Genomic DNA, 25,289 nt, shown 5'->3' on the forward strand with positions numbered 1-25,289 from the left:
CCAAGCTCTGCTGAGATCTCAGTGGGGCTTTTCCTTATGATATACAGTAAACTATAGAAAGACTGTCATTTGACAATAGAAAACAATGTACTTAAAATCACATAAGTAACTAAATTTAAAGATTGAAGGGATTGCAATGCCGTTTATTCGCTTCAGAGGATTTACAGGTCATCAATTAGAAGAAGTTGTACCTAAAATCACAGAGCAGATGTCGCTCACTTCTAATATTCCACAAGAAAGAATTAAGGCTGAGCGTTATGATGTACAAGCACTCACTCCTTCTCCAGCTTCTATAGAAATTGTTATGTTTCAGCGTGATCAGGAAATCCATAATCGAATGGCCTCTTCCATATACGTCATTTTGGTCAAAGCAGGTTTGCCAGACGTACACATATTTTTTAGTATTTTGGAGCCTACTCTATATTACAAGCAGGGGAAACCGTTAACGGATTATCCTCTGAATTGAATGAGTGACCCAGTATATAAGTTGATCAAATAAAAAAAAATCTGATCCAATTGTGCTTGGATCAGACACAGACGGGCGAATGCTGCTCGTCTTTTTTATTTATAGTGAGATCTGATTATAAGGTAGGACAGGTAGAATAAAAGTCATTCTTGCATGCATAAATGCCTGTTTCTCCGACATATACATGATCGATTGCAACTGTGGTATTATGCAGCCACTAGTGAAAATGCAATCAATAACATCACTAAACTAGTCATACGAACAAAGACCATATACGGTTTGCTAGGCTCGGATTCCCCCTTCACAATCCAACCATAACGTAGGAACCATCCGAACTTGGGGAAACAAAGATTAATAATGCACAGTATCATGAAAATAAAAAAGAGGGTTCTCATGCGCAATCTTCCTTCCTCGTTCAGGCATGGCCTCAATCGATTTATCGACGACGTCTATTGAAAATGAATAAGATCAGAATAACGATGATGAGAATGAGCAGAAACTTCATGTGTGTTCCTCCTAAGTTTATGAAATCATTAACCTTTTCGGCACCGTTTGAACAACTGTGATACAATTAATGATATTGAATTAGTATGATCACATACCAAATAGATGATATGCATATATGTTTATTCATAGTAGTTGAAGGCAGATAGAAACAGGAGGGAAGCATGACCATTCAAAATAAGTATTCCATGCCCATTCACTGGGAGTTTTTAATTTCTAAGCTTAAATCTTCCGTAACTGTGGTCGACGCAACCTCACCAGAACTGCCCCTGATCTATGTAAACGAGCACTTTACAACATTGACAGGATATTCATTCGAAGAGTCTGTTGGGCAAAATTGTAGGTTTCTTCAAGGGAGGGATACCCTTCCGGAGACAGTAGCTAAGATTCGTGAAGCGCTCAGAGAGCAAAAATCAATTAAGATAGATATTCTGAATTACACCAAAAGTGGACACAAGTTTTGGAATGAGTTGAATATAGATCCGATCTTTAATGACGAGGGAGATTGCCTCTTTTTTGTTGGGATACAATATGACATCTCAGAGCGGAAATATGCCGAAGAACAGCTTCGTATGGCAGCGAACATGGCTGAATTGAACAGCCGAGGACAACTAGAATTTATCGGCAAACTGAATCATGAGTTGCGAACGCCGCTCAATGGAATTATGGGAATGATTGAGCTGGTGGGAATGGAAGAAACGAATAGCGAGCAAAAGGAGTACCTAGAGCTTGCCCGTCAATCGGGAGAGGCCATGCTGGACATTGTAAACAAGAGCTTGGATATGGCGAAGTTAGGTCGTGGGAAAATGAAGGTAGAGCAGATTGAGTTTCAGCCTTCCAAACTAATTCAGCAGATCATCAAGACGCATGAACTGTCTGCTATACAGAAGCAGATCAGCCTAGTCTGCCATGTTGATCTTGAAGTGCCAGAAGTGCTCGTTGGAGATCCATTGCGCTTACGACAGGTGCTGGATAACTTAATAAACAACGCGATTAAGTTTACGGAGCAAGGCGAAGTGCATATTCAATTGGATGTAAAAGAGACATTGGAGGATGTAACGACGCTGGTCTTTAGCATTCAAGATACAGGGATCGGGATTCCACAAGATCAGATGAATCAATTATTTGAAGCCTTCACTCAGACAGATGTGTCTCATGCACGGAGGTTTGGGGGCAGCGGTCTTGGATTAACGATCTGCAAAGAGCTGCTGGAATTGATGCATGGTGAAATCACGGTAGAGAGTCAAAAAGGTCAGGGTACACAATTCCAGGTCACTGTGCCCTTAAAGCGACAACAGGTGATGCCAAGCATGGGTCATGTAGGTTAAAGGTTTATTATATGATTAGAATTGGGCAGTTTGGAGAGATCCGAGCTGTTTTTTCTCTGCACATTTCCGTTGTTTCGCGAACGAATGTTCTATATAATGTAATGGTGAATGGGGGAGAGACAGCATGACGCGTAAACGCACAAGGAAGAGAAGAAATAAAGGAACAGCTAGGTTGAAGAAGCAATGGGTCACATTGGTCACGCTTGCTCTAGTCGCCTGTCTAGCGTGGTTTAATGGGGATTATAAGCTAGGGGATTGGACTTCTATATTTAATGGGAGTAGTAGCCAAGGTGTAGATCATACGCTGATCTTCCCTTCTGAACGCTACCCAGAGACAGCTAATCATATTCGGTCGGCCGTTAAGGCAGGGCATTCTGATGTGTGTACGATTGATCGTGATGGTGCCGAGGCGAATCGGGATCTTTCGCTGAAGGGAGTGCCAGTGAAGAAAGGGAAGGATCGAGACGAGTGGCCGATGGCTATGTGTGCAGAGGGTGGTGCTAATGCAGATATCCAATACATTACGCCAAAGGACAATCGGGGAGCAGGTTCATGGGTCGGCAATCAACTTAGTACATATCCCAATGGAACACGAGTGAAGTTTGTTGTTGAATAGCAAGATCTAAGACAGACCCTAGTTATATAGGAATGAAGAACGCCAGACTTCTCTAAGTCTGGCGTTCTTCAACGTCTAATGATTTAATTGATTCACTACTGGCTACAAACAGCTACTTACAGTGCCATACTGCTTAGATGATGCGAACGAATGCTTAACAGGCGTGTGACCTGCTCAACTTCCTCAAACGGAATCCAGAGGTTCCCTTGTACTGTGCGTAGAAGGAGGATGGAGGAATCGGCAGAGCGTTCTGGAAATCCGGTTACAGATTGACCGCTTGTATTACGAACTACAATTTGTTGATTACGACGGATGGCAATTTCTACCTCTTTGTTCATATGTCATTTCTCCTGATTATGAGATTAGATTCAATATGTCAATAATTTCAATGGTTAATTTGTCTTCTTTATATAGTCTATCAGAACTAGGTATGAATTTCCAGAAGAGAAGTGGCTTTTTGGGTTAGGTGATTCGTCTTATCGCATGATTAGCGTTTGTTTTTTTCAGTTAGAGGGTTATAAAGGGTACTGAAGCTAAAGCATGTATGTTAAGGAGGATTCCGTATGACAAAGTTATTGATTGGAATGGTACGTACTGAGAACGAAGCCATTTTAATGCTGAATCAGCTTCAACAGGCAGGAGTGGATTCCGATTCACTGGGCGTAGTCGCTAAAGAACAGCTTAATTTGGAGTTGATTAGTGAGAAGGCAGGTTTACCTAAACCACTTAAGGGCGCAGGTACGGATGGAGCATTAGGAGCCTTTAAGGGGGTGCTGGCTGCGCTAGGTAAACGTAAAGATCACACGATGTCTGCTGGGAAGGCTGTTCGCCGGCTTGCTGGTAATGAAATCGGTGAAGAGACCGATGATTTTGTACTTACCCTGACGGAAGCCGGTATCTCTGAGGATGACGCAAACTATTATGAGCAATGGCTTATGCAACAACATTTGCTTGTGATTGTGGAAACCAGTGAAGACGAGATTGCTCGAATCACGCCTATTATCATGAAGCGTGACTAATAAATGTGAGCTTATTTTCTTTTTTAGCTTAATTTAATCCTGATTTTAGGTTTCTTTAATGTTGGGGAGGTATTCTTACCTTACACCTCCCTTAATATAGATGGTTTATAAGAAAGTTCGAGACCGCAACTCGACCTTTCTAGGCACTGCCGGCTTACGCTGGTGGTGCCTGTTTCATTTCTAAAATATTTTTTTAAAAAAGTGTTGCATAATAATAAAATACATGATAAGATATTTCTTGTCGCCACATTTGATTGAGAAATACATAATCATGCCGGGGTGGCGGAATTGGCAGACGCACAGGACTTAAAATCCTGCGGTAGGTGACTACCGTACCGGTTCGATCCCGGTCCTCGGCATCCATGCGGTTTAGCCCGCAAACACAGCGTTAAATGAGCGTCAAAAAGCGTTGGGTCCTGCGTACTTGTCTCGGAGTAATCCGCAGGTACACAGGAGCCACGCAAACACAACGAAGCATCCCACCGTTCACAAGACGGAGAGGGGTGCTTTTTGTTTTGGCGCGATTACGCGAAATTAAAAAGAGTTACGGAAGTGCGCGTCCGGGATGGCGTGAGGTATTGGCGGATTTTCTGGCGCATAAGCGATTAGACGACGGGGTGGGCGAGCAAACTTTAACGGACTATACGAACGCGGTAGAGCTGCTATTTAAACGGTATCCTAACGCATGGGATACGGAGGCTTCGCTTAAAGACGCGTGCTTCGGACATTTCTCCGGAGAGATGGCGCCGGCTACGTTTAATAACCGCCTTGTGTATATCCGCGCATTCTTTAAATACTGCATAAGCGAAGGGTATCTATCGGTAAATCCGCTGGAACATACGAAGAAAAGGAAGACCGGTAATCGAGCGGTGGCGGTCGAAACCGACGTGTTAAAGGCGTTGCTCGCGGCGCCGGATCAGCGGACGTTTGTAGGACTTCGCGACTTCACGTTAATCGTACTTACGCTAGACACCGGCATACGTCCGTCGGAGGCGTTGAGCTTAATACCGCAGGATTTTAAGTTATCTCTAAAGGAAGTTCATATTCCGGCGGACGTCGCAAAGAATCGTAGTGCGCGTACATTGCCGCTATCTGATATGACTACGAAGTCCATGCGGAAACTAATCTCCGTCAGGGACGACGAGTGGGATGAAGATACTCCGATATTTTGTTCGTACGAGGGACGTCCGTTGAATAGGCATACCTGGGGTGACCGCATGGAGATATATTGTAAGAAGATAGGCGTGCATGTTCGTCCGTATGACCTTCGGCACGTGTTCGCCTTAGAGTTCTTGCGTAACGGGGCCAGTTCTTTCGCAGTACAGAAGTCCTTAGGACATTCCTCCATGGAGATGACGCGCAGATACGTGTCCTTAGTAAACAACGATCTGAAAGCCGAGCACGCCAAAGCCAGTCCAATCGACCGATTACTTTCGAAGCCTAAGGCGAAACGTAATACGAAATTAAAACGATAAACATTAACGCATGTCTCTTTTGAGGCGTGCGTTATTTTTTTGTTGCGATGTCCCAATCTGCGTAATTCGTGTCCTTATATAATACATGAAGCAAATCGGAAAGGAGACGGAGACATGGCGAAAGGGAAACGCGCTGAGATCGTTAAGATTATGGTAGACGGCGTTGGGGTTGATGCGAAAGTGTGTACGAAATGCCACGAAACTAAAGCACTATCAGCTTTTCGCGTTAAAGCAAATGGAATTGGCGGACGGGACGCTTCTTGTGCACTGTGCCGTTCTATAGACGACTTGACTCGTAGGGTAATTCGGGCTAAACGCGAAGGACGTGATTACCACTTTATTCGTAGATATCAACTCGAAGAGATTGCAGTTAACGGAGTTACCACAATGGCCAAACGGTGCAGTGACTGTGGTGAGTTAAAGCAACTCTCAAACTACACTCCAAGTGACTCTGGTAAGGGAGGCGTAATGTCCTATTGCAAGGTCTGCGGATCAATTAGGGCTGCTAGGTGGAGAGAAGAAAATCAGGACCGTAAGAAAGCAGTCGACGGTCACTGGAAGCGAGAGAACAAAGAACGCGTTCAGGCTCACGCCCACAAAAGAAAGTCTCGCGTTAAGGAACTTCCAGACACACTGACTTCACGTGGGTGGTTTGACGTACTATTCATGTTCGATAAACGGTGCGCGCTTACCTCGGTGTTGTATGGAGTCACTATGGAGCATTGGATTCCGTTTAACGCGGGTCATGGCGGTAATGTTCCTGGGAACGTATATCCGCTAATTAACGCGCTCAACACGTCAATGGGTACTTCTAACCCTTTCGAATGGTTCGAAGCGAACAGGCAACGCTTCGAACTCGATCAATCTCGTTTCGACGCGCTAGTCGGCAAACTCGCGTCTCAGAACGGTTTGACTCCGGAAGAGTTCCGCAGATTCACGTATTGGTGCTTCGATAATCCGCGCACAGTCGAACAGATTGCGGTGGATAACGAACGCTACGGATACAAAAAGTCATCGCTAGAAATATGGCGCGAACAGACGGGATTACCGTTTCCGATAGCTGTAGACTTCGGAAATACAACGCTTAACAACGATATTACGCGAAAGGAGGTCGCAGCATGAGCACGCCATTACCTAACGATAAGCAGACGCTACTCGATGCGCCTAGCGGATTCGAAGTGTATAACCGCGAGCTAGTCCGCAAGGTATTTCCGCGCATCATACGTGAGGTTTACGACGTGGCATACGCAGGCTCTCGCCAACGCAAACCGGAGATCCGCGATATCTATTCGTTCTATTTTACGCTGCAGTCATACATCGACGGCAACTATCTCCGCGCAGATGGAACGGTAAACGATCGATTCGGCGCGTGCTTCATCTCGTACGATACGTTGACGGGAACACTGCGGATCGAGCGTAATCGCATCAAGTATCTCGCGGACATACTCGAAGCTAACGGGATTATACGGACGGCTACGAGGTGGGAGAGTACGCGTAAGTTCAAGTGGTATTTCCCGTCATACTGCCCGCGTGTCTCCGATAATGGATACGTGGTCGACGAGGACGGGGCGGAGGTGATTCCGGATATCAGCGTCTATGCGGCGCGGAGGAAGCGTACGGGATAGTAAGTATGCCTGAGACCGACTAAGGTAAGTATGCCTAAGACATACCACCGGAAGTATGCCTAGGGCAGACTGTAAAGATAGAAAGGTTTTAAAAGAGAAAGATGTAAAAGAGAAACAAAACATTACCGCTTAGTTGATTTTGCTACCGCAAACTAAACTGCGCGGGACGAAGTAGATAAGAACACTTTTACCCGCGCGGTAAACATGATACGGAGCCAAAGGCGACGGCGAGTATGAACGAAGTGAATCGCGAGCATATACGCACTTATAAAAGAAACGGAGGAATCACGTTATGTCTAACCGCAGCCTTACCGCATGCTTCACCGGCCACCGCCCGAACAAACTCGGCGGCTACAACGAAAGCAACGCGATTATGGCCGACGTAAAAACCCGCTTAGAAAGCGCCATCGACTACGCATTAGATTCGCTCGACATCACAACGTTCATTTCCGGAACGGCACTCGGCGTAGATATGATTGCGGCGGAACTCGTTCTAAAGAAGCGCGAACAGTTTCCGCGTTACGGTATCCGCCTAATCGCCGCAGTCCCATTCGAAGGACAGGAACGCATGTGGCCGGACACCTCGCAAGATCGTTGGCACGATATACTGGCGCAAGCTGACGCGGTTGAGTACGTATGTGAACCGGGTTATGCCGCGTGGAAGATGCAGAAGCTCAACGCGTGGATGGTCGATAACTCATCGCTTGTAATCGCGGTATGGGACGGAACAAAAGGCGGAACCGGAAATTGCGTAGATTACGCGAGGAAAGCGGAACACAAGCCGCGCATCATCCGAATTGATCCGCTAAAGGACGGTCGCTTATGATTCGCCCTAACCGCTTACTCGTCGCAATCCTCATCGTTTATCTCCTTGCAATTACCGCAATAATCGCGTGGATTTACGTCGATTACGCGTCGCTAGTCACAAATATACCGGAGGTGTTTCCGCATGTTAAACCACGTTAAAATCACGGCAAATTACGCGCTCAAATCGGACGCTAATAACTTCGTCGTTCTACAGCGCAAACTCGTTGACCCTACGAAAGCGCCCGGATATAAAAGGGAGCCCGATCAACCGGCTCCCGTGATCCGCGAACGTTGGGACGAAATCGCATATTATCCGCTAACGACCGCAGGTCTGACCGCGCTTATCGATAGCGTGAGGATGCGGACGGCAACCGAGTATAACGCGGAGAACTTGACGGAACTCGGCGCAGCGATCCGATATGCGACGGCGGAGATTATCGCGGCTGTTAACGCTGGCTTAGCGCCTGAATTTAGCGTCAAATTAGGCGCGTAGAGGTAGGCGGAGGGTATTCGGTAGGGTGCGAAGCTAAGACGCTAATATCACGGTTAAATTACGGGAGGGCTAACGTATGAGTAATGGAAATGAAGCACGTATGATTTACGAGGGTATGCAGGAGAATTACGCGGAATTAATCGATGCCTCGGAAAACGGAGTGACAACGGTTCCGATTCGTACCGCGATTAGGCTTGCAGATATCGGAAAAGCAATCGCATTGGAATTAGTTAAGGAGCGCGCCAAATCGGATGAGAGAGCGAAGTTAACAAGCGAAATATCTGACGCGTTTGATAGGATGGTGGCGCGTGTGGGTACGGCAGGACGATATTAAAACGGAGGTGGCCGTGATATGAAGAAAGTGGAGTTACTTGCGGAACAGGAACGCTTACTCAAACGCGCAAATGAACTTGCGCAGCTCCATTGGGGCGTGGATTATACGGGAACTTTGCGCTTATTAAGGTATCGATGGAAACAAACACAGGCGCTATTCATGTTCAGTAGATCGGACACCTCACTACAGGAAATCCGTATGTCAGCGCCAACAAATGCAGATTTAACTCCGGAGGAAATCGAAGCTAATCTCCTCCACGAACTCGTACATTGGCGCCTGTGGTCGCAAGGTCTTCCCGCTGGAGACGAAGAACGCGAGTTTGTAGCGGAGGCAATCCGGGTAGGTGCTTCGATTTCCCATGCGAAGAGAGCGCGGGAAGCTTACGAAAAATACTTGGAGGAAGCGGGAGTGGTCGCGTGAGTAGTGACGCTATGTTCACGAATTTCCGCCGAACGTTCCACCCAACGCTGGAAGAGCGGAGGCGCGCGGAAGCGTTCCTGGCGCGAATCGAACGCGAGGAATCCGATTATTTCCGTAGCCACGGATTTAACGATACGGACATCGAAATTATCCGCGCAATCGAATCGGAAGAAACATCGCAGCTAAGCCGGTTCCAATCGTATTCGAGCCGATGGAGCTTGCTTACTAACGGAATAATTACGATAGACAACGTGAGAAACGATATTAAACGGAGGATTAACGGAAATGAACAACGTACCAACATTCGAAACAATCGACGATATCATCGAATATTATCGTAAACAAAACGGAGAAGGTGACGCAGATGAGTAACGTAAATAAACCGGTAATTCCCGCAGAGATTGCGGAATTGATCGAGAACATGCGCAAAGCTGGCGTAACAAATCAGGAAATGACGCGTGTAGCGCAAGGTCACACGCTGCTTCCGGTACACACCGACGTTCTAACGTCTATCCCGTTCGACACGTTGCTGGCCGCGCTGGTTAACGGGTATGAACGGGAGTTGACGGAGGAGCAGAGAATGGCGCGGATAAAGCGCGAGCTCACAAGCGATTACATCACACACAGAACCGGAATGGGACGATACGATAACGCATATGAAGATAAAGCGTACGCTGACGGGATTGAGCGTGCACTAGATGCGGTCGGTGTCAAGATCGAAGGAGTGAACGCGTGATGATGGCGAAGGTTGAGCGAGTGGTAACGCGAATAGCCATAGTATACTTCGCTCTCGGACTTCTGACCGCGCTTATTACGTGGGGCTGGTTTTCGATGAAGCTCGGAGAGTTCGTGTTGTGCGCAATATTCTGGCCGGTTTTCGCTGCGGGATATATTTACGTAGGGATTGGCGGAGTGATTTCGTAATTCTACGTAAAAACTAGGAATACGGAGAAAAACGGAGCATTGCAGTAAAAACTGCAACATAACGCAGATCAGCGTCAGCTCACTCGCCAGTTTGGCGGAATCTGATCTGAAATGCGCAGATGTCACGCAGATTATTTTTCCAAAATCGCCGAATTTGCGCTTTGAAAGAAACGCGCTAGTCCACTTATACTACGAAGGTGTCAACGAGATGACAACGGAAACTAAACGGGATCTGCAGGCGGATCTTGCATTATGTAACGCAGCTTCACCGGGGCCGTGGTTTGTATCCGGCAATGATGAGCGGCCCGTAACCTCTAATAATTACGATATTTTCTACGCCAGAGGAAGCGAGTTAGCTTACGTAGGCATCGCGTGTGAAGACGAAGAGTTCATCGCAGAATCACGCGAAGGATGGCCGGAATCGATACGTAGAGCGATCGCGGCTGAGGAAAAACTAACGCAACTTGTGACCGCGCTTGAATCTAAGATTTCTATGTTAGATACGCGAATTGACCGAAGAAATGGGCCGTGTTATTTTGACGAATCCGAAACGGTCAGCCGGATGCACGCGGAGGCTTACGTGTATGAGCGGGTATTAGCGATGATCGAGAGGGAGGTGTCTGCCGATGCTACGCTGGATGTTTAAACGTACACAAAAGCCGCCAAAACCGATCTGCTTTCACGAGTGGTTCCTCGTAGACATGCGGATAGTCGACAGTTATATCTTTAACGACTCGCCAGAAGTCCGTTATGAAATCGTATGTAAATCGTGCGAGACGCGTAAATCGCTCGATAAATACGAGTACCATAAGTTTTGCGAAGTGTTCGACGTTAAAGGAGGTCGCGAAGATGCCACGCGCTAAAAAGCCGCCGAAGCCGAAGATCACCGCAGACCAACGCAAGGACTGGCGCAACCTTCCGCTTGAACACTGGAAAACGCCGACCGTCCACGCTATGGTCGCCGATCTCAACCGCGAGCAATACGAAGTGAACACGTACATTCCACTGCGCGGCTGGTCATTCGAACAAGGCGTAATCAAACGCGCACTAACGCAATATGGTGCGGAAGCCTTACGCGAAACAATAACGCGAGCATTCCGGGAACATCGAGTATCGCCACAGTATCCGCAATTGACGGCCGGATTTTTGATCGCGTATCTCTTGCCGAGGATAATGCCGCAGGTACTCGCGGAACAGGCGAGGGCATCTAAACAGGCGGAGTATTGCGGTAATAGTGCGGATAACAACCCGTTGACTGACGATGAGATTATCGATTTATTTTAACGGGTGATTTATCCAGAATGTGGACAGTAATAAAAGGCGACGATAATCATCCGAAAATCAGCCGCTAAACATCCGCAAGCAAACCGAGATTACGCTACAGTTAGGAGGGACGCAATTGTCCAACGCTAAAAACTGCATACTCGCGCAGCACTGTTCGTTAGCGGGCGGCGCGCAATGTACGAAGTTATGTCCGAGCTATATCGCTAACCACGGCTTAAACGGCGCAGGCGGACGTGTAGGCGCGGCAAACCTACCGTCAGGATATCGCGGCTTAACGTTAGCCAACTCACCAGCACGCGAAGGGCAGGCCGGCCTCTATCGTGCGATGGACGCTTACGTAAAGACGTTCGCGCGCCAATTCGAAGTGGAGCCGGATGAGCCGATCAAATCGCTGTATTTTTATAGTGACGCGCCAGGCACCGGAAAGACTACGACGGCGGCCGCAATTATCGGCGAATACATCGTACGTCATTATATCGGATCAATCCAGCGCAACAGGCAAGCGCTCGATCGGCCGGCGTATTTCCTCGATGTAAACGCGTGGCAGACGCTCTATAACGAGTTCAACCGGTCAAGAGTACCGGATGACATTGCGGAGCCAGCAGCACGCCAATTTTACTCGCAAATGCAGCACGCTAAATCTGCGCCTTTTGCGGTGCTCGACGACATCGGCGTACGTGACGTGACGGAAGGATTTCGCGGAGATTTGCACGCGATAATTAACCACCGCGTGACTAACGAATTGGTGACGATATTTACGTCTAACGTTGCGCTGAAAGACTTAAATACGGTGTTTCGCGAAATCACACCGCGGCTCGTTGACCGGATGCGTGCGCAATGTATCGAGCGCGAGTTTGTCGGAATTAGTCACCGCGGGATAAGAAGCGCGTGAAATCGAAAAACGGAGCATTCGGGAGTATTCGGGAGGTGCCAATGTAGTGAGCTCACAGGGTTGGCATTCAGTTCGACAAAATACGACTTGACATTATGATTGACAATCATATTTTGACCCCGATTTTACCTAAATTCGTCCAATTAATTACGTAAATTGGAATCAGTGTCGAACCCATATTTTGTTGTCAAGAGGGAATTTTGTCCTAATATGAGGTTTGACGGAAAGTACCGACACAGTGTAAAACAGGAGGTGTAAGGAAATCATGGCAGTTACAGGTCAGCAGTTGCTATCTAAGTTGATTGACGAAGGGTCTACGCAGGCTCTCGCAAAATATAACGTTAAGCGATCGGACTTTCCATCGCGCCACGAACAGTCCGCCTATGACTTTATAGTCGACTACGCAGCAGATAACGGAGGCGCGGCGCCGTCAGTTGCGACATTTGTCGCTAATAATCCGCAAATTAAGTATATTCCGGAAGTAACGGACGCATACGAGTATCTGGCGAGCCAACTTAAGGACGCGGTAGGCAAGCGGGAGCTAGCGGAATATATTAACAGCCCAGAGTTTGAGCAGGCTTACGAGTCGTTGCCCACCGAAACCTTCATTAATAGCTTGACCGATAAGCTGGCGCGGATTAAAATGGAAACACGAACGGGTGTTCCGAAGATGACTGATATTTCCACGTCGGGCGAACGATTTCTTACGGAGTTCCGCGCACGTAAAGCAGGCACATCATTCCTTATTTGGCTCAGCAAGTTCGGCACGATAAACGAGAAGATTGGCGGCTACTTTTCCGGGAATACTTACGCATGGTACGCGAGATCCGGACGCGGTAAATCCGTTATGGTCATGGAGGACGCGATTGAGGCCGCGTTTCAAGGCGCGAACGTTCTAATATGGGCGCTAGAAATGTCGGAGTACGAGTGGATGGCGCGTGCGTACTCGTCGATTAGCGCACGGATTAGCGATACGATCAGGCGCATTGATGGCGTGGATTATACGGTAGGTTTCGATAACCGCGCTATGCTGATGGGAACTATGGACGACGGCTATGAGCGCGGACTAGAGACATTCGTCGATATGCTTTCGGAAGTGGTGCCGGGTCGAATCGTTATACGAGCGGCGGATAGCGAAAGTTTTGCACAACGTTCGATAGCGCAGCTTGAAGTTGATATCGCGGAGATTGACGCTGATGTAGTCGTTGTCGATCCGATTTACTTGATGGACTTCGAGCGTAACACGTCACACGTAGCTGGCGGCGATGTTGCGGCTACTTCCGTTAAGCTCAAACGACTTGCGGGTCAGACTAAAACGGTGATCCATTTAGTTACGCAGGCTGAGGAAGATGCGAAGGAAAAGAACGAAGACGGTACGCGAGAATTAAGTCCACCACCGCGCGCAGGAATCAAGAAGTCGAAAGCGATATTGGAGGACGCAGCGAACGTATTCGGGATAGATACACTTGCGCAAGAAGGACGCGGAGTAATTGAACTCGGAAAGGGACGTAACGGCGGCGAGGATACACGCGTTGAAATCGTATACCTGCCTAATTACGGAGTCGTACGTGAGTTGGATGCGAAAGGACAGGCGGAGCAATTTGCGAGCGTGAGCGGTTTTTAGCCGCCTACGCTTCGCGACCAAGGAGGTAATCAGTGGATACTCCAAATAAGTCAGCTAATATAATAAGTCCCTCAATTTTAGGAACGGATTCACCTTTTTCATAGAGCTGAACCTGCCGTTGACTCACGCCTAAGATATCGGCAAGTTGTTGTGTTGACATGCCGCGAGCCTCCCGCAATTCTCTAATTTTATTTTTAAGTTCAGCCATAATGTTTCCTCCTGAAAGTTATTGACAGCGAAATTTTATTTCGTTATGATGATGACACGAAATCTTATTTCGCGTATTTCTAACTCAATAATACACGAAACGAGTATCAGTCGCAATAGGAAAGGAGGACAAAACCTTGACTAATGTCATAAACGTTGACACGTTCTTAGCCGCATTAGACACGTACGACTGGCGCAACGTACAACCGAATAGTCGCGGCCGACTTAACGCATCCTCACCGTTCGGTCTACGCGATGATAAGACGCCGTCATTCAGCGTAATCACCAATCCAGACTCGGCGGACTTCGGTTGCTGGCGTGACTCAGGCGCTAACAATCCGGACTTTGCGCGAGGAGGCCCCGTCAAGCTTTACGCGTTCCTCCGTAACCTCACATACGAAGAGGCGCGCGAAGAATTAATCAGCGGTGAAACTACGGAAGATGGCGCTCCTAAACTGCGCGTTAAGTTAAAGCCGCCGACAATCGCAAAACGTCCGAAGCCGATCGATATCTCCGCGTATACAACCGTTGCCGTTCCGTATCTTACAGGACGCGGAATTGATCCGGAGATTCAGCGCATGTTTGATTGCGGATTCGACGCGCAAAAGAATGCGGCAGTCATGCCGTGGCACGATCCGACCGGCGCACCTATTAACGCAAAGTGGCGAGCTACGTGGTCAAAAGCGTTCTGGTACGCTAAGGGCGGCGCGCCTGTCCGTAACATGATATATGGCATCCATCTCGTTTATGCGCGAAAAGTAAGCCGCGTTGTAATCGTGGAGAGCGAAACAGACGCGTTGTATCTGTGGAGCTGCGGAATACCGGCGATTGCGGTCGGCGGATCTACGTTTACGGATGCTCAGGCGGAGATGCTGCGCATGTCGCCCGTTGAGGAAATCGTGATCGGTACGGATAATGACAGCGCGGGAGAAAAGCTACGCGAAGAGGTTGCGGCTAAACTGCGCGGATACTGCGAGTTGTATGACGTAAGGTGGCCGGACGACGCGAAGGATGCGAATGAGGTAGGCGATGAGGAAACGGTAAGGAGTACGGTAGACGGCGCGGTTAGGAGAAATATTTTTGCAAGGATGCAACATCCTATCGACACGTATCGTCAGATCATGTAATATTAGGCAGTACACAAACCTGTGTACTATTAGTCGGTACAAGCGAACTAATCGCTTGCAGCCTCTTCGGGAGAACGCGGAACTTTAGGCGGAACTTTCTTCATTTCGTAAAGTTCATAAGGGGAGTCTAGGTTAAGAGCTTCGGCAATAGTGCGTAGGGCCTCTAATCCCATTACACCTACTTTATGCTGACGGTTTATCCAGTTGTTTATCTGTTGCTTACTATACCCAGTAAGTTCAGCCAACCTTACCTGTGACATCCTTTTGGACTTAAGTATCTCCCGAAGTCGGCACTTACCGACTTCATACATAAAACCCTCCAACAACAAGAATAAAAAAAAGATTTCAGAGCAATGTCCCAATATCCAAGTTTCGTGTCCTTATATATTATGTAACCAAAACAAGGAGCTGATAAATGTTGAATAAACAACAACTGAATAACTTAGCTACTAAGGCTAAGAATGGTGACTCGGATGCAATGTGGGAAGTGAAATACCACTTTCAGAAGATGATTCACCAAATGTCGGAATACAACCGTAACCGACTCAACCAGGCGGATTTTGAAGACGAATGCTTCAAGATCATCGAAGAAACGGTAATGAGGTTCGAGGCTGAAAAAGGCGACTTACCACAACTCGTAGTTAACTTCATTAAGCGCAGGCTGGGTCGAACTACCAAACGTTACAGTACGAAGACAAAAGCGGATGAATACGTTACGGTGTCGATGGTACATAACGAAAACACCGACGGATACATGGAGTTCGAAATACAAGACGATTTGGCGATCGTCGATAAAGATTTAATGTATAACGAAAGAATCACCGGCTTGGCGGCCGGCGACTCGAAGAAGTTGGCGATCTTGAAAGCTTGGTCTGAACCAGGTCATAGCGTTACTGCGACCGCTCAGGAGTTGGCGCTCCTATTCGGTGGTAAAGCAGAATCGCACCGTAAGTCCATCACAAGATTCAGATCTGATTGTCAGAAAGCGCTGGCGTGCGCGATCTAGCAATGAACGGCGGTCGGAGTTTCAGGCACGAAGCCCGACCGACCTCGTTCGCTAATGAGTATATCATACTTTCTTAACAATTTAACAATATGTATTTGATATGTATGTTGTAAATACTTGGTAACGCGCTTAACTCACAATTAGCATGTTACCACGGTTGATAACGCTTGTCAACGCTATCTATTCATTATTATACCCGGAGGTGGCCGCTTTGAAACGCGCCCTTGCTAAAAATATACGTTCATCTAACAACGAAGTTTCACGTTTTCTTAACGAAATCTTTCCGCAGTCCCGCCGCTATCCCGACGTTTGCTACAACGGAGGCGTGCGCGAATACGAAGACGCCGCCGACTACATTGACGCACGCCATTTACGGAGAGGTCGGGTGATCGCGTGAAAACTCCGTTAAAATGGTAGGCAACTTCCCACGCAATTAAGCGCGCCCGTGAACGATTTAATGTCCGCGGAAGCGATACGCAGGTTTCCTCATGGCTTGCGCAGAAACTTGATGCCGCGTCCTTTATCGGATGTATTCCGGACGACTCCGGCAAGATGCGCCGCGCCTATACTTCCGGCAAAATCGTAATCTTCGTCGCAATTGCGGATAACGCGGTAATCACCGTTCGTGAAGCGACCGTCCAACGTGAATGGCGCGGCGTAATCGAAAAGCTCGCGGATAAAGAGCTTCGCAAACATAAGCGGCGCGCCCTGCAGGAAGAACGGCGACTACTCGAATTGCGAACGCAGATGGAAACGGAGGTCTGCGAGCTACGGTCGGCGGCTCTCGGAGCGCGATCGGACGCAAAGCGAAATGCATGCCACGCAAGAGTTAACGCGTTAACTATGCGGATAACAGAGATTGAACGCGACATTAACCGCGTGAGACGGGATGTTTTGAAGGTATCCGAGAGCTTTGCGGCGGCGATTTAAACCGTGTCATTTCCTATTAAAATAGCGTTACAAGTCGACACCTACGTCGGCTGCGCGGTATTAACTATGCGCTCCGCTTCGTTAGCAGAGCGCAGGGATAGCGTACGTATCCGGTCGGTACCGTGCAGCGGGCGTGGGACTTGTGGAACAGGAGCGGACAATGATCCGTTTAGCACAAGCGAAGAGTAAGCCGCGAACGATACGGCGTGCACACGTATCTAATAGCGCAATCCCCGCTCGAAATAAACCGAAAAGGAACGTGATCGAATGAGTTTATTCACAAAAGTTGGCGAAGCAGCAGCGGCAGCAACAAACAACGACGGAGGCGCGCAAGAAAGCCCGATTGTATCGTTCAAATCCGGTAGTACGTTCAAAGTCGGAGTCAAGTCCGTATTCAATGTCGCGGAGTACTACGGCTACAGCATCTACAAAAAAGTTAACACGTTCGTTCCAAAGAATCCGCCAACACGTAATGCTCGCGGCTATATCGACGCGAACCCTACGGTATGGGACGAAGCCGCAACGCTCCTTTACGCGGAAGCCGACAAGGCGAAGAAGGCCGCCGCAAGTGAAGCCGAGGTCAAGAAGATCACGGACGAGGCGTATCTGTATCGCGGTAAGCAACGTTTCCTCCGCTCATTCTTCGATCTGACGACCGGCAAGGATATCGTAGTCGACTTGTCACCGAAACAAGAGAAGACGCTCAAGGCGGTCATCGAGAAGTACGCGAAGAAACTCGGCACTATCGCGTTCGAACTTACGAAGACTGGCGAAGGCACTAACGCAGTCGTCGCGCTTTCTCCGATTATCGATATGGACGAAGACCTCGCGGAACCGGAGCGTAAGAACTTCGCTAAACTCGCGGATGCTGAATTTGACTTCGCGGCATTTGAAACGTGCTTGTACGTAGCTGACGAAGAGGAGCAAACGAAGAACCTCGTAATCGCGGGCTTTGATATCGGACGACTCGGACTCTCGATCGGTGCCAACGCAAACTCAGCGCCAGCTCCGTCCGATAGCGGCAAGCCTCTCGATATCAGTGACGATGATCTCCCGTTCTAATCGCGTAACCATACGAAATTATTCCGAAGGAGGACGATTAATTGGCTCATGTAACGGAAACAACGGGCAAGTATTCGGAGCTGGTGGCGCGTCTTGCGCTGCTCGCTAACGGATGGACGGTACACAAGGCGGAGACGGACGAAGCTTACGATATCCTGGCGCGTGATCCATTAACGGGTGATTACGCGAAGATTCAGGTTAAGACGGTGAGGCAACGTATGGATCGCGGCGGCGACCTCGTAGTCTACGCGAAGAAAGGTAACGGAACCAACTACGACCTGGCCGACGCTGACTATATCGTTGGAGTCTGGGCGGTCGACGGCGAAGTGCCACGTGTATTCATGTTCGAGAATCGATTATGCGGCGAATACTGGTGCGCAGAGGCACGCGCTAGTGAACGGTGGATCGAGCTATCCATCGCGATTAACCGGGAGTTGTTGGCGGCGGCCTAACGTGAGTCAAACGACCGAAGCGAGTAAGACCGGGCGGAGGCTCTAACGGGCAGCCCACGCGAAGGAGAACGATCTATAATATGGCGAAACTTAACGTGGTAATTCCGGCAGTAGAAGTAACGGTGGATGGCGCGGCATATCGTAAGGTTGACCGTAAGGCGCAGGTGGGCGATATTATTCGGTTTATCGACGAGGAGGGGACGGAAGAAATCACAAACGGAGGCTTCTACGCGGTGAATCGGATTGACTCTTTCGGTGATGCTCGGATTACGGATGACGAGGGCGACGATGATTTCGACACTAACGGATATAGTTTCGAAGTCTACGCGCCAATCTCCGAACCAGCTACGGACACCGTAACGTTCCAGAGCGCAACATGGCGCAAAGTTGACCGTGATGTCCGCGGAGGTGATGCGATTAAGTTTACGGATGAGAGTTTACCGAGCTACCTGACGGAATCAGAGTTGTACGTCGTTAATTACGTTGACAGAGTCGGTGACCCTCGTATTACGGACGATGACGGCGATGAGTATGACGCTGGCGGCCGCGATTACGAAGTCTACGAAAAGGTAATGGATAGCGCGGCGGTTGAGTATCGCGAAGTTAAACGGGAAGCAGCGGTGGGCGAGCGAATTAAGATCGTCGAGAAGCTCAATTGGGAAAGACGCTACGTAAACGGGGATACCTTCGTTGTAACAGGGGATGCGGGGGATGGTGACGTTCGTATTGATACGATAGAAGAGCCGAGTACCTGCGTATTTTATTCCGAATACGTCGTACTCGAACCGGTAACGAAGGACGTGGAGCCTGCGCAACCTGAGCGTCTGAAAGTCGGAGAGTATGCGCGAGTTGTCGAAGAAGATCATCACGCGCTTGACCTCCCAGTAGAACAACGCTTCGACCGCGCTACGGAGGAGGTGAACGCCGCATAAGCGCCAGCCGCGTAGACTCAAACGAAAGGAGTGACGCATTATCGCGCCAAAATTAACGTTAAACTTACGGCCGCCTGTAGATGACGGAGCCGCCGAACGGGTGGCCGACGCGACTAAACGGAAGAAGGCGGTGCAGGAAACGATAGAGGACGCGTGGGTACGCATACTTGCGATGAAGAATAGCGATTCGGATACCGAAAAGTTGCTTGCGGTTAAGGACGCCATGGAGACGGGTGTAACAGGCAGACATCCGTCCGGCGTCGGCAAGCGGTTCAGCAAAGCGGAAGCTCTCCGCATCTACAACGATCTGCGTGTAATGTTACGGGAAAAGACGTTACGCGAAATGGTCGAGAAGACTCCGCGCAATTATTTCCTCATCACTAACGAGAAGCTGTTGGCGCGGCTAATCGAAAGGTTAGGTGAGCAGACAGAAGTAGCTGTCGATACGGAGACAACAGGCGTAGATGTTTATACGGATGTGATCGTCGGCATATCGCTAACGTTGCCGTCCGTAAGTATTCCGCCACTAGCCGAAAAAGGAATTCACGTATATATTCCGGTGCAGCACGATGAGGGCGAGCAACTTTCGCGTGATTACGTATTGTCCGAATTGCGCGGATTCCTGTACGACGAAGGTATCGGCAAGGTTCTCCATAACGCAATATTCGATATTGCGATGTTCCGACGTCACGACTACGATCTGCGCGGAGTTACTTGGGATACGATGGTCGCGATGCACTTACTCAACGAAAACGAACCGTCATTCCGATTGAAAGACCTCGCGCCAAAATATCTCGGAGTTGAATCGGATACATTCGCGGAATTATTCGGAAAGACACCGTTCAACGAGATCACGCTCGACATTGCGTTGGTATATGCGGGCAAGGATACTGATTTAACCTGGCAGTTATACCAGTTCCAGTACGTCCACTTTACGCAGATGCCGACGGTTCTCGAATACTTCCGCACGGTCGAAGTTCCGTTGCTGTACGTAATCGTTGAGATGGAAGCGAATGGTTATATTCTCGATTTGGACTTCGCGAAAGAGTACGGTGAGCAATTAGCCACGCGTGCAAAAGAGCTTCACGCCAAGCTCATCGGAGTCCTATCGAAACATCACGAAGGAGACGCGGAACTTAACCTTAACTCTGGTCCGCAAATGAAGGCCGCGCTGTCTAAAGAGATCGGTAAGGAACTTCCGAACATGGACGCGAAGAAGACGCTTAAGCCGATGGCGCGTGATTTCGAAGTTATCGCGGATCTCCTGGAGTACCGGAAGATAACGAAGCTCAGCGGAACGTACATTGACGCGCTTCCAACGAAACAGAATCCGACGACTAAACGCTGGCACTCACGCTTCAATCCGATCGGCACCGTTACAGGACGTTTCAGTTCCGGTAAGGACGAAGAGGCTGCGGATTCCAATCAATTCAATGTTCAAAACCAGCCGGAGGATGCGCGTAAAATGTTCGTAGCTCCTCCGGGTAAGGTACTCGTCTCCGCGGACTTTAAGGCGCAAGAGATTCGGTGTACGGCGTATTTATCCGGCGAGCCCGTTTTAATCGAAGCATTCGAAAAGGGAATCGATCCGTATGCAAACATGGCGAGCATGTATTACAAGCGCCCGTACCACGAAGTCAATAAGTTGCCGAGCGGAGAGGATACGCCTGAACGTAAGGCGATGAAGGTCGTATGGCTCGCGACGTTATACGGAATGAGCGACTTTTCACTCGCGGATATGCTCGGCCTAAAGAAACCGGAAGCGACTGCGTTTAAAGAAGAGTTGTTCGCCGGTATGCCGAAGCTTAGCGCGTGGCTCAAGGAGAACGAAGAACACGTCGCCAAGTACGGATTTGTGTGGGCGGATAAGCAGCAACGTAAACGGCGCTTACCTGACGGAAAGCTCAAACGCAAGGAAATCCCGTTCGGCAAATGGAACGATCCGCGCTACGAAGAGAACCGCAAGCACAACGCTAAGATTAACCGCGCGATGCGACAGGGAACGAATGCACGCGTACAAGGAAGCTCCGCGATCCAAACGAAGGTCACGATGATTCGAGCGCATGAGGAGTGTAAGAAGCGCGAAGGTTGGGCGCTTTGGGGAACGATCCATGACGAGCTCGTATTCGAGATTCCAGAAGACTTTACGCGTGAAGACATCGCGGTAATCGAACGAATCATGACGCAGTCTTACGCGTGGGGAACGGTAGCTAACGGAACGGATATTGCGATTATGAAACGTTGGGGCAAAGGGATGACGCCGGAAGACTGGTTCAAACAAAAGGAGGCTGCGTAAATGGAGAACGTTATTGAGATGCTACGCAAATTAATCGGAGAAGGATATGAAGGGGAAGCGTGGGATGAGACGCATGAAAGCGTAGATAACGTCCTTGATGATTACAAACCAGAAGGCTACGCGGTCGAAAACGTGGACTCTACGTTTGAAGATGGCGGCCGCTGGACGAATTACAAGACGGACGTATATAAGGTTATGCAAGATGACGGCAAGGTCGCGTATTTCCAAATCGGCCGCGAGGTTCCCGCAACTGAGATGCAGGACGGTATGGACTTCTCCGTAACCATTGACGAAGTTGCGCCGAAGGAAGTCGTTAGAATCGAATACGTCTACGGAAGGAGCGCGTGAGTATGAACGAAATCGTAACCGTTATTGACATCGAAACAACCGGACTCAATCCGCTCACCGATCACATTACGGAAATCGCCGCCATCCGTGCGGAAGTTGGGCCGGGCGGTTATATCCGTGAGATTGGGCGCTTCCAGACGTACGTTGCGTTGCCGGACGGCGTTGAGGTTCCGAAGTTTATCACGAAACTTACCGGAATTAAGACGGAGGATTTACGCGGTGCGCCGCATCCCGTAAGCGCGTTGATCTCGTTTGATTGGTTCGTTGGGTCTAGTACGGTTGTTGCGCAGAATGCTCCGTTTGACCTTTCGTTCTTGGACCGGCCTGAGATCGACTTTGAGGCGGAAAGTTTCGCCTGCACTCGCGCCATGTCCCGCTTAATCGATCCGAATGAGAACGCAAGCCTCGCGCCGACATGTGAGCGTTACGGAATCACGCTTAACGGACATCACCGCGCAATGAATGACGTGGAGGCTACGCTGCAGCTTTACGCCGTGCTCCGAGAGAAGGCGGAAGTTAACGGAATCACATACCGCAACGTCGTCGTTGATAGCGCGGAACGGCCGCTGACTTATACGCCGCCTGGCGCGATTGTGCGGACGATTACAAAAACTAAGGAGGCGGTTTAAATTACGGATAACCAACTAATCGCAAATAGGATCGCGGAGCAATTTACGAAAGAGCTTAACGCATGGCATTCCGCGCCAGAAGTGTACGACGACGCTCTCGACGCGCAGATTCACAAGCTTTACGCGGATATCCTCACGGACAAATCACGCAAAGTATGGCCACCGCGAGGCATTCCGTACTTCTCGCCAAGCTCCGCAAACTCCGACGCACGCGGCCTTTACGAAAAGATGCGCGGCGCTAAGCGTGAGTCCTCCGATCGGCCTGCGCATCAAGGTCGCTGGGTACGGATAGGAACGGCGATTGGCGATGTCATTCAGCGCGATATTCTATTCGCGGAGAAACATTACGCACGACAATACGGAGAGAATCCGCGCTTCTCCTTCGACCGTAACGAACGCGGCGAGCCGGTATTCGAGGACTTCGCTAAACGCGGCCACATCGTTAATCATAACGGTCAAACATTCGCGCTTTATGGTACCTGTGACGGAATCATGCGCGTTTATGTACCGGAGCTTGGCCGTGAAATTCGCGTCGGCCTCGAAATCAAATCGAAGCAAGGTACGTATTCCGCAACATCCGGTTACTCTACGCGGAACGGCGCTAAGGAGGATCACGTTAAACAATGCGTCTGCTATTCGATCATGTATGACGTCGACTATTACGTAATCCTCTACGTTAACGCGAGTAAGAAGGCGTGGGCGATGCCTGACGCGGATATCGAGAAGTATCCGGACATTGCGGCGTTCGGCCTGCATATTACGGATGCGATGCGCGGTGAGATCCTGGACGACTTCGCGGAGATTATCGAAAATGCAGCGGAAGGGAACGCACCTCTTCCGGATCTCGATAAGTGGACATTCAACGACTTCAAACGGACAATCGCGCTATCTCTGACGGAGGGTGAGTTGGAACTGTTGCAACGCAAGGTTAGCGCATTGATGCGGTCAAGTCTGCCGGACTGGAAGAAGCGTGGACCTGCGGAGGCGTTAGCGGATATTGAACGGATTAGGGCGGAAGAAGACGCGAAGGAGGCTGCGTAATTATGAGCGGAATTTACCTAGAAGATTGGGATAGCGCGGACAAAGTATATCGGGACTTTGACGTACAGGAACCGGAAGGTATTGAAATCCTCCTCGCATGTTATACGTACGTTTGGTATGAAGGAAGTGCGTTTGTCCTCTACCGCGATAATAAGGACGGAAAGCTCTACGAAGTTAACGGTGGACATTGTTCATGTTACGGACTTGAGGGACAGTGGAGTCCGGAGGAAACTAACGTAGAGGTTTTACGTCACCGCATCGAAAAGGGACGCCTCGGCCAAGGATATGACGGAGAAGGACGTTTCGTTGACGAACTCACCGCGGTGCTTGACGCGATAGGAGGTGACGGAAATAGCGAAATCAAAAGCGCAGCCTAAACGGTATCTCGGTCTCGACTTGTCGTTATCACCCGGCCTCGCGGTCATTGACGTTAAAGAACGCATACCAACGCTTGTATACGCAGGGTCAGTCGCAACGGATACGGATATCAACGACGCAACGCGCTCAGTCGTAGTCGAATCGTTCATCGCGCACCAAGTTTACGCACATCGACCGTTCGACGTTATACTGCGCGAGGACTTTACGGCTGGCCGAAATAAACGCGCTACTCAAACGATATTTAACGCATGGGCGGCGGCTGATCGCGCCCTTCATTCGTTTGGTTATGTAGTCCACGAAGTCAAGCCGGTCCTTGCGCCAACTACCGTTAAGAAGCTCGTAGCGGGCAACGGTAAAGCGGAGAAGAAAGATGTCGCGGAGGGCGTGCGGAAATACCTACGCCTTCCATCCGATTACAAGTTCGCGGCCGGTTACGATGACAGCGATGCGTGTGCGGTAATTCTGGCGTACTTGATACGTGAAAATCTAATCGATACGGAGGCAGATGCGGCATGAGTAAACAAAACAACGGCAGCGTAAATAACAACGGTGGGATCGGAATATTCGGACTTCTTGGATTAGTATTCGTAACGCTAAAACTGACGGGAGTAATCACGTGGTCCTGGTGGTGGGTGACGTTGCCTTTCTGGGGCGGGATTGCGCTCCTCCTTTCAATTGTCGCAGTCATAGCACTAGTCGCCATTGTATCTGACGCGGTCTCTCGCAAATGATGAGGTGTTAGATGTGACCAACATTAACCGAGGAGGCTGCAAACATGAAAACGGACATTCTTACGGTTGTTGATACGGGTTATGACGCAAGTACCGGATTCTACGTTAACGGAAGGTTGGAGCAAGACGTTCATTGCAACGATGAACACGAAATTCCGGATAGGCTCTACGAATTAATGACGGAATACAACTTCGCGAAAGTTGAACGTAAACGATTAACGGACGCAGCGTACGAAACTTATTGCGAAGACCGAAATTACCTACACCCGCCGCGTCTTGATGCGTATACGGACGAAGACTTCGAATGAGCAGCGAACTTTCCGCACGCCTCGCCGCTCA

The 25,289-nt window shown here is 49.3% G+C and carries 36 protein-coding genes and 1 tRNA gene; 31 read left to right on the top strand and 6 right to left on the bottom strand.

The genetic code is table 11. The features are described 5' to 3' along the window. The first annotated feature begins 136 nt into the window (after positions 1 to 136). Entirely contained in the window at positions 137 to 466 is a 330-nt protein-coding gene (locus tag J2T19_RS00615) for a DUF1904 family protein (RefSeq protein WP_307211876.1), read from the top strand. Positions 467 to 672: 206 nt separating this feature from the next. Here the strand turns inward: J2T19_RS00615 and J2T19_RS28235 are convergent, their stop codons facing one another. Beyond that, entirely contained in the window at positions 673 to 861 is a 189-nt protein-coding gene (locus J2T19_RS28235) for a DUF6199 family natural product biosynthesis protein (protein WP_145045538.1), read from the bottom strand. Positions 862 to 1,134: 273 nt separating this feature from the next. Between J2T19_RS28235 and J2T19_RS00620 the strand changes: the two genes are divergently transcribed. After that, positions 1,135 to 2,298: a sensor histidine kinase gene (locus J2T19_RS00620; RefSeq protein WP_307211879.1), complete on the top strand. Its 1,164-nt coding sequence runs from the start codon at positions 1,135 to 1,137 to the stop codon at positions 2,296 to 2,298. A 124-nt stretch (positions 2,299 to 2,422) separates the two neighbouring features. Continuing rightward, complete coding sequence (locus J2T19_RS00625) at positions 2,423 to 2,914, top strand: NucA/NucB deoxyribonuclease domain-containing protein (RefSeq protein WP_056696227.1); 492 nt, start codon at positions 2,423 to 2,425, stop codon at positions 2,912 to 2,914. Positions 2,915 to 3,030: 116 nt separating this feature from the next. Here the strand turns inward: J2T19_RS00625 and J2T19_RS00630 are convergent, their stop codons facing one another. Continuing rightward, positions 3,031 to 3,252 (bottom strand): hypothetical protein, encoded by a 222-nt coding sequence (locus J2T19_RS00630; RefSeq protein ID WP_307211884.1) that lies wholly within the window; start codon positions 3,250 to 3,252, stop codon positions 3,031 to 3,033. A gap of 225 nt (positions 3,253 to 3,477) precedes the next feature. Between J2T19_RS00630 and J2T19_RS00635 the strand changes: the two genes are divergently transcribed. The 15 genes from J2T19_RS00635 (at position 3,478) to J2T19_RS00705 (ending at position 13,811) form a co-directional block, all read left to right on the top strand. Beyond that, complete coding sequence (locus tag J2T19_RS00635) at positions 3,478 to 3,933, top strand: general stress protein (RefSeq protein WP_307211886.1); 456 nt, start codon at positions 3,478 to 3,480, stop codon at positions 3,931 to 3,933. 273 nt (positions 3,934 to 4,206) lie between these two features. Then, positions 4,207 to 4,292, top strand: a tRNA-Leu gene (locus J2T19_RS00640). 156 nt (positions 4,293 to 4,448) lie between these two features. Beyond that, positions 4,449 to 5,408: a tyrosine-type recombinase/integrase gene (locus tag J2T19_RS00645; RefSeq protein ID WP_307211888.1), complete on the top strand. Its 960-nt coding sequence runs from the start codon at positions 4,449 to 4,451 to the stop codon at positions 5,406 to 5,408. Between the two features lie 114 nt (positions 5,409 to 5,522). Further along, complete coding sequence (locus J2T19_RS00650; protein WP_307211889.1) at positions 5,523 to 6,530, top strand: hypothetical protein; 1,008 nt, start codon at positions 5,523 to 5,525, stop codon at positions 6,528 to 6,530. Continuing rightward, a complete protein-coding gene (locus J2T19_RS00655; protein WP_307211891.1) occupies positions 6,527 to 7,033 on the top strand; it encodes a hypothetical protein in 507 nt (168 codons plus the stop codon). Before J2T19_RS00650 ends, J2T19_RS00655 begins: the two co-directional genes overlap by 4 nt. 292 nt (positions 7,034 to 7,325) lie before the next feature. Next, positions 7,326 to 7,859: an SLOG family protein gene (locus J2T19_RS00660; protein WP_307211894.1), complete on the top strand. Its 534-nt coding sequence runs from the start codon at positions 7,326 to 7,328 to the stop codon at positions 7,857 to 7,859. Between the two features lie 123 nt (positions 7,860 to 7,982). Further along, positions 7,983 to 8,333 carry a hypothetical protein gene (locus J2T19_RS00665; RefSeq protein WP_307211897.1) on the top strand — a complete coding sequence of 117 codons (351 nt, stop codon included), beginning with the start codon at positions 7,983 to 7,985 and terminating at the stop codon, positions 8,331 to 8,333. Positions 8,334 to 8,409: 76 nt separating this feature from the next. Further along, positions 8,410 to 8,667 (top strand): hypothetical protein, encoded by a 258-nt coding sequence (locus J2T19_RS00670; protein WP_307211899.1) that lies wholly within the window; start codon positions 8,410 to 8,412, stop codon positions 8,665 to 8,667. An 18-nt stretch (positions 8,668 to 8,685) separates the two neighbouring features. Further along, the gene (locus J2T19_RS00675) at positions 8,686 to 9,087 is read left to right on the top strand and encodes a hypothetical protein (RefSeq protein ID WP_307211902.1); all 402 of its coding nucleotides are present in this window, start codon (positions 8,686 to 8,688) and stop codon (positions 9,085 to 9,087) included. Next, positions 9,084 to 9,428, top strand: coding sequence for a hypothetical protein (locus J2T19_RS00680; RefSeq protein ID WP_307211905.1), 345 nt, complete (start codon positions 9,084 to 9,086; stop codon positions 9,426 to 9,428). Before J2T19_RS00675 ends, J2T19_RS00680 begins: the two co-directional genes overlap by 4 nt. A 23-nt stretch (positions 9,429 to 9,451) precedes the next feature. Next, positions 9,452 to 9,823 (top strand): hypothetical protein, encoded by a 372-nt coding sequence (locus tag J2T19_RS00685; RefSeq protein ID WP_307211907.1) that lies wholly within the window; start codon positions 9,452 to 9,454, stop codon positions 9,821 to 9,823. Positions 9,824 to 10,219: 396 nt separating this feature from the next. Beyond that, positions 10,220 to 10,657 (top strand): hypothetical protein, encoded by a 438-nt coding sequence (locus tag J2T19_RS00690; protein WP_307211911.1) that lies wholly within the window; start codon positions 10,220 to 10,222, stop codon positions 10,655 to 10,657. A gap of 203 nt (positions 10,658 to 10,860) precedes the next feature. Next, positions 10,861 to 11,295 (top strand): hypothetical protein, encoded by a 435-nt coding sequence (locus J2T19_RS00695; protein WP_307211914.1) that lies wholly within the window; start codon positions 10,861 to 10,863, stop codon positions 11,293 to 11,295. A gap of 115 nt (positions 11,296 to 11,410) precedes the next feature. After that, positions 11,411 to 12,187, top strand: a complete 777-nt coding sequence (locus tag J2T19_RS00700) for a P-loop NTPase family protein (protein WP_307211917.1) — start codon at positions 11,411 to 11,413, stop codon at positions 12,185 to 12,187. A gap of 265 nt (positions 12,188 to 12,452) precedes the next feature. Then, the gene (locus J2T19_RS00705) at positions 12,453 to 13,811 is read left to right on the top strand and encodes a DnaB-like helicase C-terminal domain-containing protein (RefSeq protein WP_307211919.1); all 1,359 of its coding nucleotides are present in this window, start codon (positions 12,453 to 12,455) and stop codon (positions 13,809 to 13,811) included. A gap of 4 nt (positions 13,812 to 13,815) precedes the next feature. Here the strand turns inward: J2T19_RS00705 and J2T19_RS00710 are convergent, their stop codons facing one another. Next, positions 13,816 to 14,019 (bottom strand): helix-turn-helix transcriptional regulator, encoded by a 204-nt coding sequence (locus tag J2T19_RS00710; protein ID WP_307211922.1) that lies wholly within the window; start codon positions 14,017 to 14,019, stop codon positions 13,816 to 13,818. 84 nt (positions 14,020 to 14,103) lie between these two features. Next, a complete protein-coding gene (locus tag J2T19_RS00715; RefSeq protein WP_307211924.1) occupies positions 14,104 to 14,385 on the bottom strand; it encodes a hypothetical protein in 282 nt (93 codons plus the stop codon). 253 nt (positions 14,386 to 14,638) lie between these two features. Here J2T19_RS00715 and J2T19_RS00720 point away from each other — a divergent pair, with 253 nt between their 5' ends. Next, entirely contained in the window at positions 14,639 to 15,145 is a 507-nt protein-coding gene (locus J2T19_RS00720) for a toprim domain-containing protein (protein WP_307211926.1), read from the top strand. A 47-nt stretch (positions 15,146 to 15,192) separates the two neighbouring features. Here J2T19_RS00720 and J2T19_RS28125 read toward each other — a convergent pair whose 3' ends face one another. Further along, positions 15,193 to 15,456: a helix-turn-helix domain-containing protein gene (locus J2T19_RS28125; RefSeq protein WP_370874766.1), complete on the bottom strand. Its 264-nt coding sequence runs from the start codon at positions 15,454 to 15,456 to the stop codon at positions 15,193 to 15,195. Positions 15,457 to 15,563: 107 nt separating this feature from the next. On the opposite strand from J2T19_RS28125, the gene J2T19_RS00725 reads away from it, so the two are divergent. Next, the gene (locus J2T19_RS00725) at positions 15,564 to 16,151 is read left to right on the top strand and encodes a hypothetical protein (RefSeq protein WP_307211928.1); all 588 of its coding nucleotides are present in this window, start codon (positions 15,564 to 15,566) and stop codon (positions 16,149 to 16,151) included. Positions 16,152 to 16,637: 486 nt separating this feature from the next. Here the strand turns inward: J2T19_RS00725 and J2T19_RS00730 are convergent, their stop codons facing one another. Beyond that, positions 16,638 to 16,847, bottom strand: a complete 210-nt coding sequence (locus tag J2T19_RS00730) for a hypothetical protein (protein WP_307211930.1) — start codon at positions 16,845 to 16,847, stop codon at positions 16,638 to 16,640. A gap of 501 nt (positions 16,848 to 17,348) precedes the next feature. On the opposite strand from J2T19_RS00730, the gene J2T19_RS00735 reads away from it, so the two are divergent. The 11 genes from J2T19_RS00735 (at position 17,349) to J2T19_RS00785 (ending at position 25,258) form a co-directional block, all read left to right on the top strand. After that, a complete protein-coding gene (locus J2T19_RS00735) occupies positions 17,349 to 18,143 on the top strand; it encodes a hypothetical protein (protein WP_307211933.1) in 795 nt (264 codons plus the stop codon). Positions 18,144 to 18,184: 41 nt separating this feature from the next. Continuing rightward, entirely contained in the window at positions 18,185 to 18,595 is a 411-nt protein-coding gene (locus J2T19_RS00740) for a PDDEXK-like family protein (RefSeq protein ID WP_307211936.1), read from the top strand. Positions 18,596 to 18,675: 80 nt separating this feature from the next. Then, on the top strand, positions 18,676 to 19,527 hold the full coding sequence (locus J2T19_RS00745) for a hypothetical protein (protein WP_307211939.1): 852 nt from the start codon (positions 18,676 to 18,678) through the stop codon (positions 19,525 to 19,527). Between the two features lie 100 nt (positions 19,528 to 19,627). Continuing rightward, positions 19,628 to 21,823, top strand: coding sequence for a DNA polymerase (locus J2T19_RS00750; protein WP_307211942.1), 2,196 nt, complete (start codon positions 19,628 to 19,630; stop codon positions 21,821 to 21,823). Continuing rightward, a complete protein-coding gene (locus tag J2T19_RS00755) occupies positions 21,824 to 22,171 on the top strand; it encodes a hypothetical protein (RefSeq protein WP_307211945.1) in 348 nt (115 codons plus the stop codon). Positions 22,172 to 22,173: 2 nt separating this feature from the next. Beyond that, positions 22,174 to 22,800 carry a 3'-5' exonuclease gene (locus J2T19_RS00760; RefSeq protein ID WP_307211948.1) on the top strand — a complete coding sequence of 209 codons (627 nt, stop codon included), beginning with the start codon at positions 22,174 to 22,176 and terminating at the stop codon, positions 22,798 to 22,800. Between the two features lie 81 nt (positions 22,801 to 22,881). Then, positions 22,882 to 23,841 (top strand): hypothetical protein, encoded by a 960-nt coding sequence (locus J2T19_RS00765; RefSeq protein WP_307211951.1) that lies wholly within the window; start codon positions 22,882 to 22,884, stop codon positions 23,839 to 23,841. A 2-nt stretch (positions 23,842 to 23,843) separates the two neighbouring features. Next, on the top strand, positions 23,844 to 24,218 hold the full coding sequence (locus J2T19_RS00770) for a hypothetical protein (protein WP_307211954.1): 375 nt from the start codon (positions 23,844 to 23,846) through the stop codon (positions 24,216 to 24,218). Beyond that, a complete protein-coding gene (locus J2T19_RS00775) occupies positions 24,184 to 24,735 on the top strand; it encodes a crossover junction endodeoxyribonuclease RuvC (protein WP_307211957.1) in 552 nt (183 codons plus the stop codon). The genes J2T19_RS00770 and J2T19_RS00775 overlap by 35 nt, the downstream gene beginning before the upstream one ends. Next, complete coding sequence (locus J2T19_RS00780) at positions 24,732 to 24,950, top strand: hypothetical protein (protein WP_307211961.1); 219 nt, start codon at positions 24,732 to 24,734, stop codon at positions 24,948 to 24,950. The genes J2T19_RS00775 and J2T19_RS00780 overlap by 4 nt, the downstream gene beginning before the upstream one ends. 44 nt (positions 24,951 to 24,994) lie before the next feature. Next, positions 24,995 to 25,258 (top strand): hypothetical protein, encoded by a 264-nt coding sequence (locus J2T19_RS00785; RefSeq protein WP_307211963.1) that lies wholly within the window; start codon positions 24,995 to 24,997, stop codon positions 25,256 to 25,258. The last annotated feature ends 31 nt before the right edge of the window (positions 25,259 to 25,289 follow it).

The organism is Paenibacillus tundrae (assembly GCF_030812775.1).
GTDB classification, from domain to species: Bacteria; Bacillota; Bacilli; order Paenibacillales; family Paenibacillaceae; genus Paenibacillus; species Paenibacillus tundrae_A.

Coding starts and splice junctions, on each gene's coding strand:
- J2T19_RS00615 (WP_307211876.1), top strand. CDS start 137: ATGCCGTTTATTCGCTTCAGAGGATTTACAGGTCATCAATTAGAAGAA.
- J2T19_RS28235 (WP_145045538.1), bottom strand. CDS start 861: ATGAGAACCCTCTTTTTTATTTTCATGATACTGTGCATTATTAATCTT.
- J2T19_RS00620 (WP_307211879.1), top strand. CDS start 1,135: ATGACCATTCAAAATAAGTATTCCATGCCCATTCACTGGGAGTTTTTA.
- J2T19_RS00625 (WP_056696227.1), top strand. CDS start 2,423: ATGACGCGTAAACGCACAAGGAAGAGAAGAAATAAAGGAACAGCTAGG.
- J2T19_RS00630 (WP_307211884.1), bottom strand. CDS start 3,252: ATGAACAAAGAGGTAGAAATTGCCATCCGTCGTAATCAACAAATTGTA.
- J2T19_RS00635 (WP_307211886.1), top strand. CDS start 3,478: ATGACAAAGTTATTGATTGGAATGGTACGTACTGAGAACGAAGCCATT.
- J2T19_RS00650 (WP_307211889.1), top strand. CDS start 5,523: ATGGCGAAAGGGAAACGCGCTGAGATCGTTAAGATTATGGTAGACGGC.
- J2T19_RS00655 (WP_307211891.1), top strand. CDS start 6,527: ATGAGCACGCCATTACCTAACGATAAGCAGACGCTACTCGATGCGCCT.
- J2T19_RS00660 (WP_307211894.1), top strand. CDS start 7,326: ATGTCTAACCGCAGCCTTACCGCATGCTTCACCGGCCACCGCCCGAAC.
- J2T19_RS00665 (WP_307211897.1), top strand. CDS start 7,983: ATGTTAAACCACGTTAAAATCACGGCAAATTACGCGCTCAAATCGGAC.
- J2T19_RS00670 (WP_307211899.1), top strand. CDS start 8,410: ATGAGTAATGGAAATGAAGCACGTATGATTTACGAGGGTATGCAGGAG.
- J2T19_RS00675 (WP_307211902.1), top strand. CDS start 8,686: ATGAAGAAAGTGGAGTTACTTGCGGAACAGGAACGCTTACTCAAACGC.
- J2T19_RS00685 (WP_307211907.1), top strand. CDS start 9,452: ATGAGTAACGTAAATAAACCGGTAATTCCCGCAGAGATTGCGGAATTG.
- J2T19_RS00690 (WP_307211911.1), top strand. CDS start 10,220: ATGACAACGGAAACTAAACGGGATCTGCAGGCGGATCTTGCATTATGT.
- J2T19_RS00695 (WP_307211914.1), top strand. CDS start 10,861: ATGCCACGCGCTAAAAAGCCGCCGAAGCCGAAGATCACCGCAGACCAA.
- J2T19_RS00705 (WP_307211919.1), top strand. CDS start 12,453: ATGGCAGTTACAGGTCAGCAGTTGCTATCTAAGTTGATTGACGAAGGG.
- J2T19_RS00710 (WP_307211922.1), bottom strand. CDS start 14,019: ATGGCTGAACTTAAAAATAAAATTAGAGAATTGCGGGAGGCTCGCGGC.
- J2T19_RS00720 (WP_307211926.1), top strand. CDS start 14,639: ATGCCGTGGCACGATCCGACCGGCGCACCTATTAACGCAAAGTGGCGA.
- J2T19_RS28125 (WP_370874766.1), bottom strand. CDS start 15,456: ATGTATGAAGTCGGTAAGTGCCGACTTCGGGAGATACTTAAGTCCAAA.
- J2T19_RS00730 (WP_307211930.1), bottom strand. CDS start 16,847: ATGTTTGCGAAGCTCTTTATCCGCGAGCTTTTCGATTACGCCGCGCCA.
- J2T19_RS00735 (WP_307211933.1), top strand. CDS start 17,349: ATGAGTTTATTCACAAAAGTTGGCGAAGCAGCAGCGGCAGCAACAAAC.
- J2T19_RS00745 (WP_307211939.1), top strand. CDS start 18,676: ATGGCGAAACTTAACGTGGTAATTCCGGCAGTAGAAGTAACGGTGGAT.
- J2T19_RS00755 (WP_307211945.1), top strand. CDS start 21,824: ATGGAGAACGTTATTGAGATGCTACGCAAATTAATCGGAGAAGGATAT.
- J2T19_RS00760 (WP_307211948.1), top strand. CDS start 22,174: ATGAACGAAATCGTAACCGTTATTGACATCGAAACAACCGGACTCAAT.
- J2T19_RS00770 (WP_307211954.1), top strand. CDS start 23,844: ATGAGCGGAATTTACCTAGAAGATTGGGATAGCGCGGACAAAGTATAT.
- J2T19_RS00780 (WP_307211961.1), top strand. CDS start 24,732: ATGAGTAAACAAAACAACGGCAGCGTAAATAACAACGGTGGGATCGGA.
- J2T19_RS00785 (WP_307211963.1), top strand. CDS start 24,995: ATGAAAACGGACATTCTTACGGTTGTTGATACGGGTTATGACGCAAGT.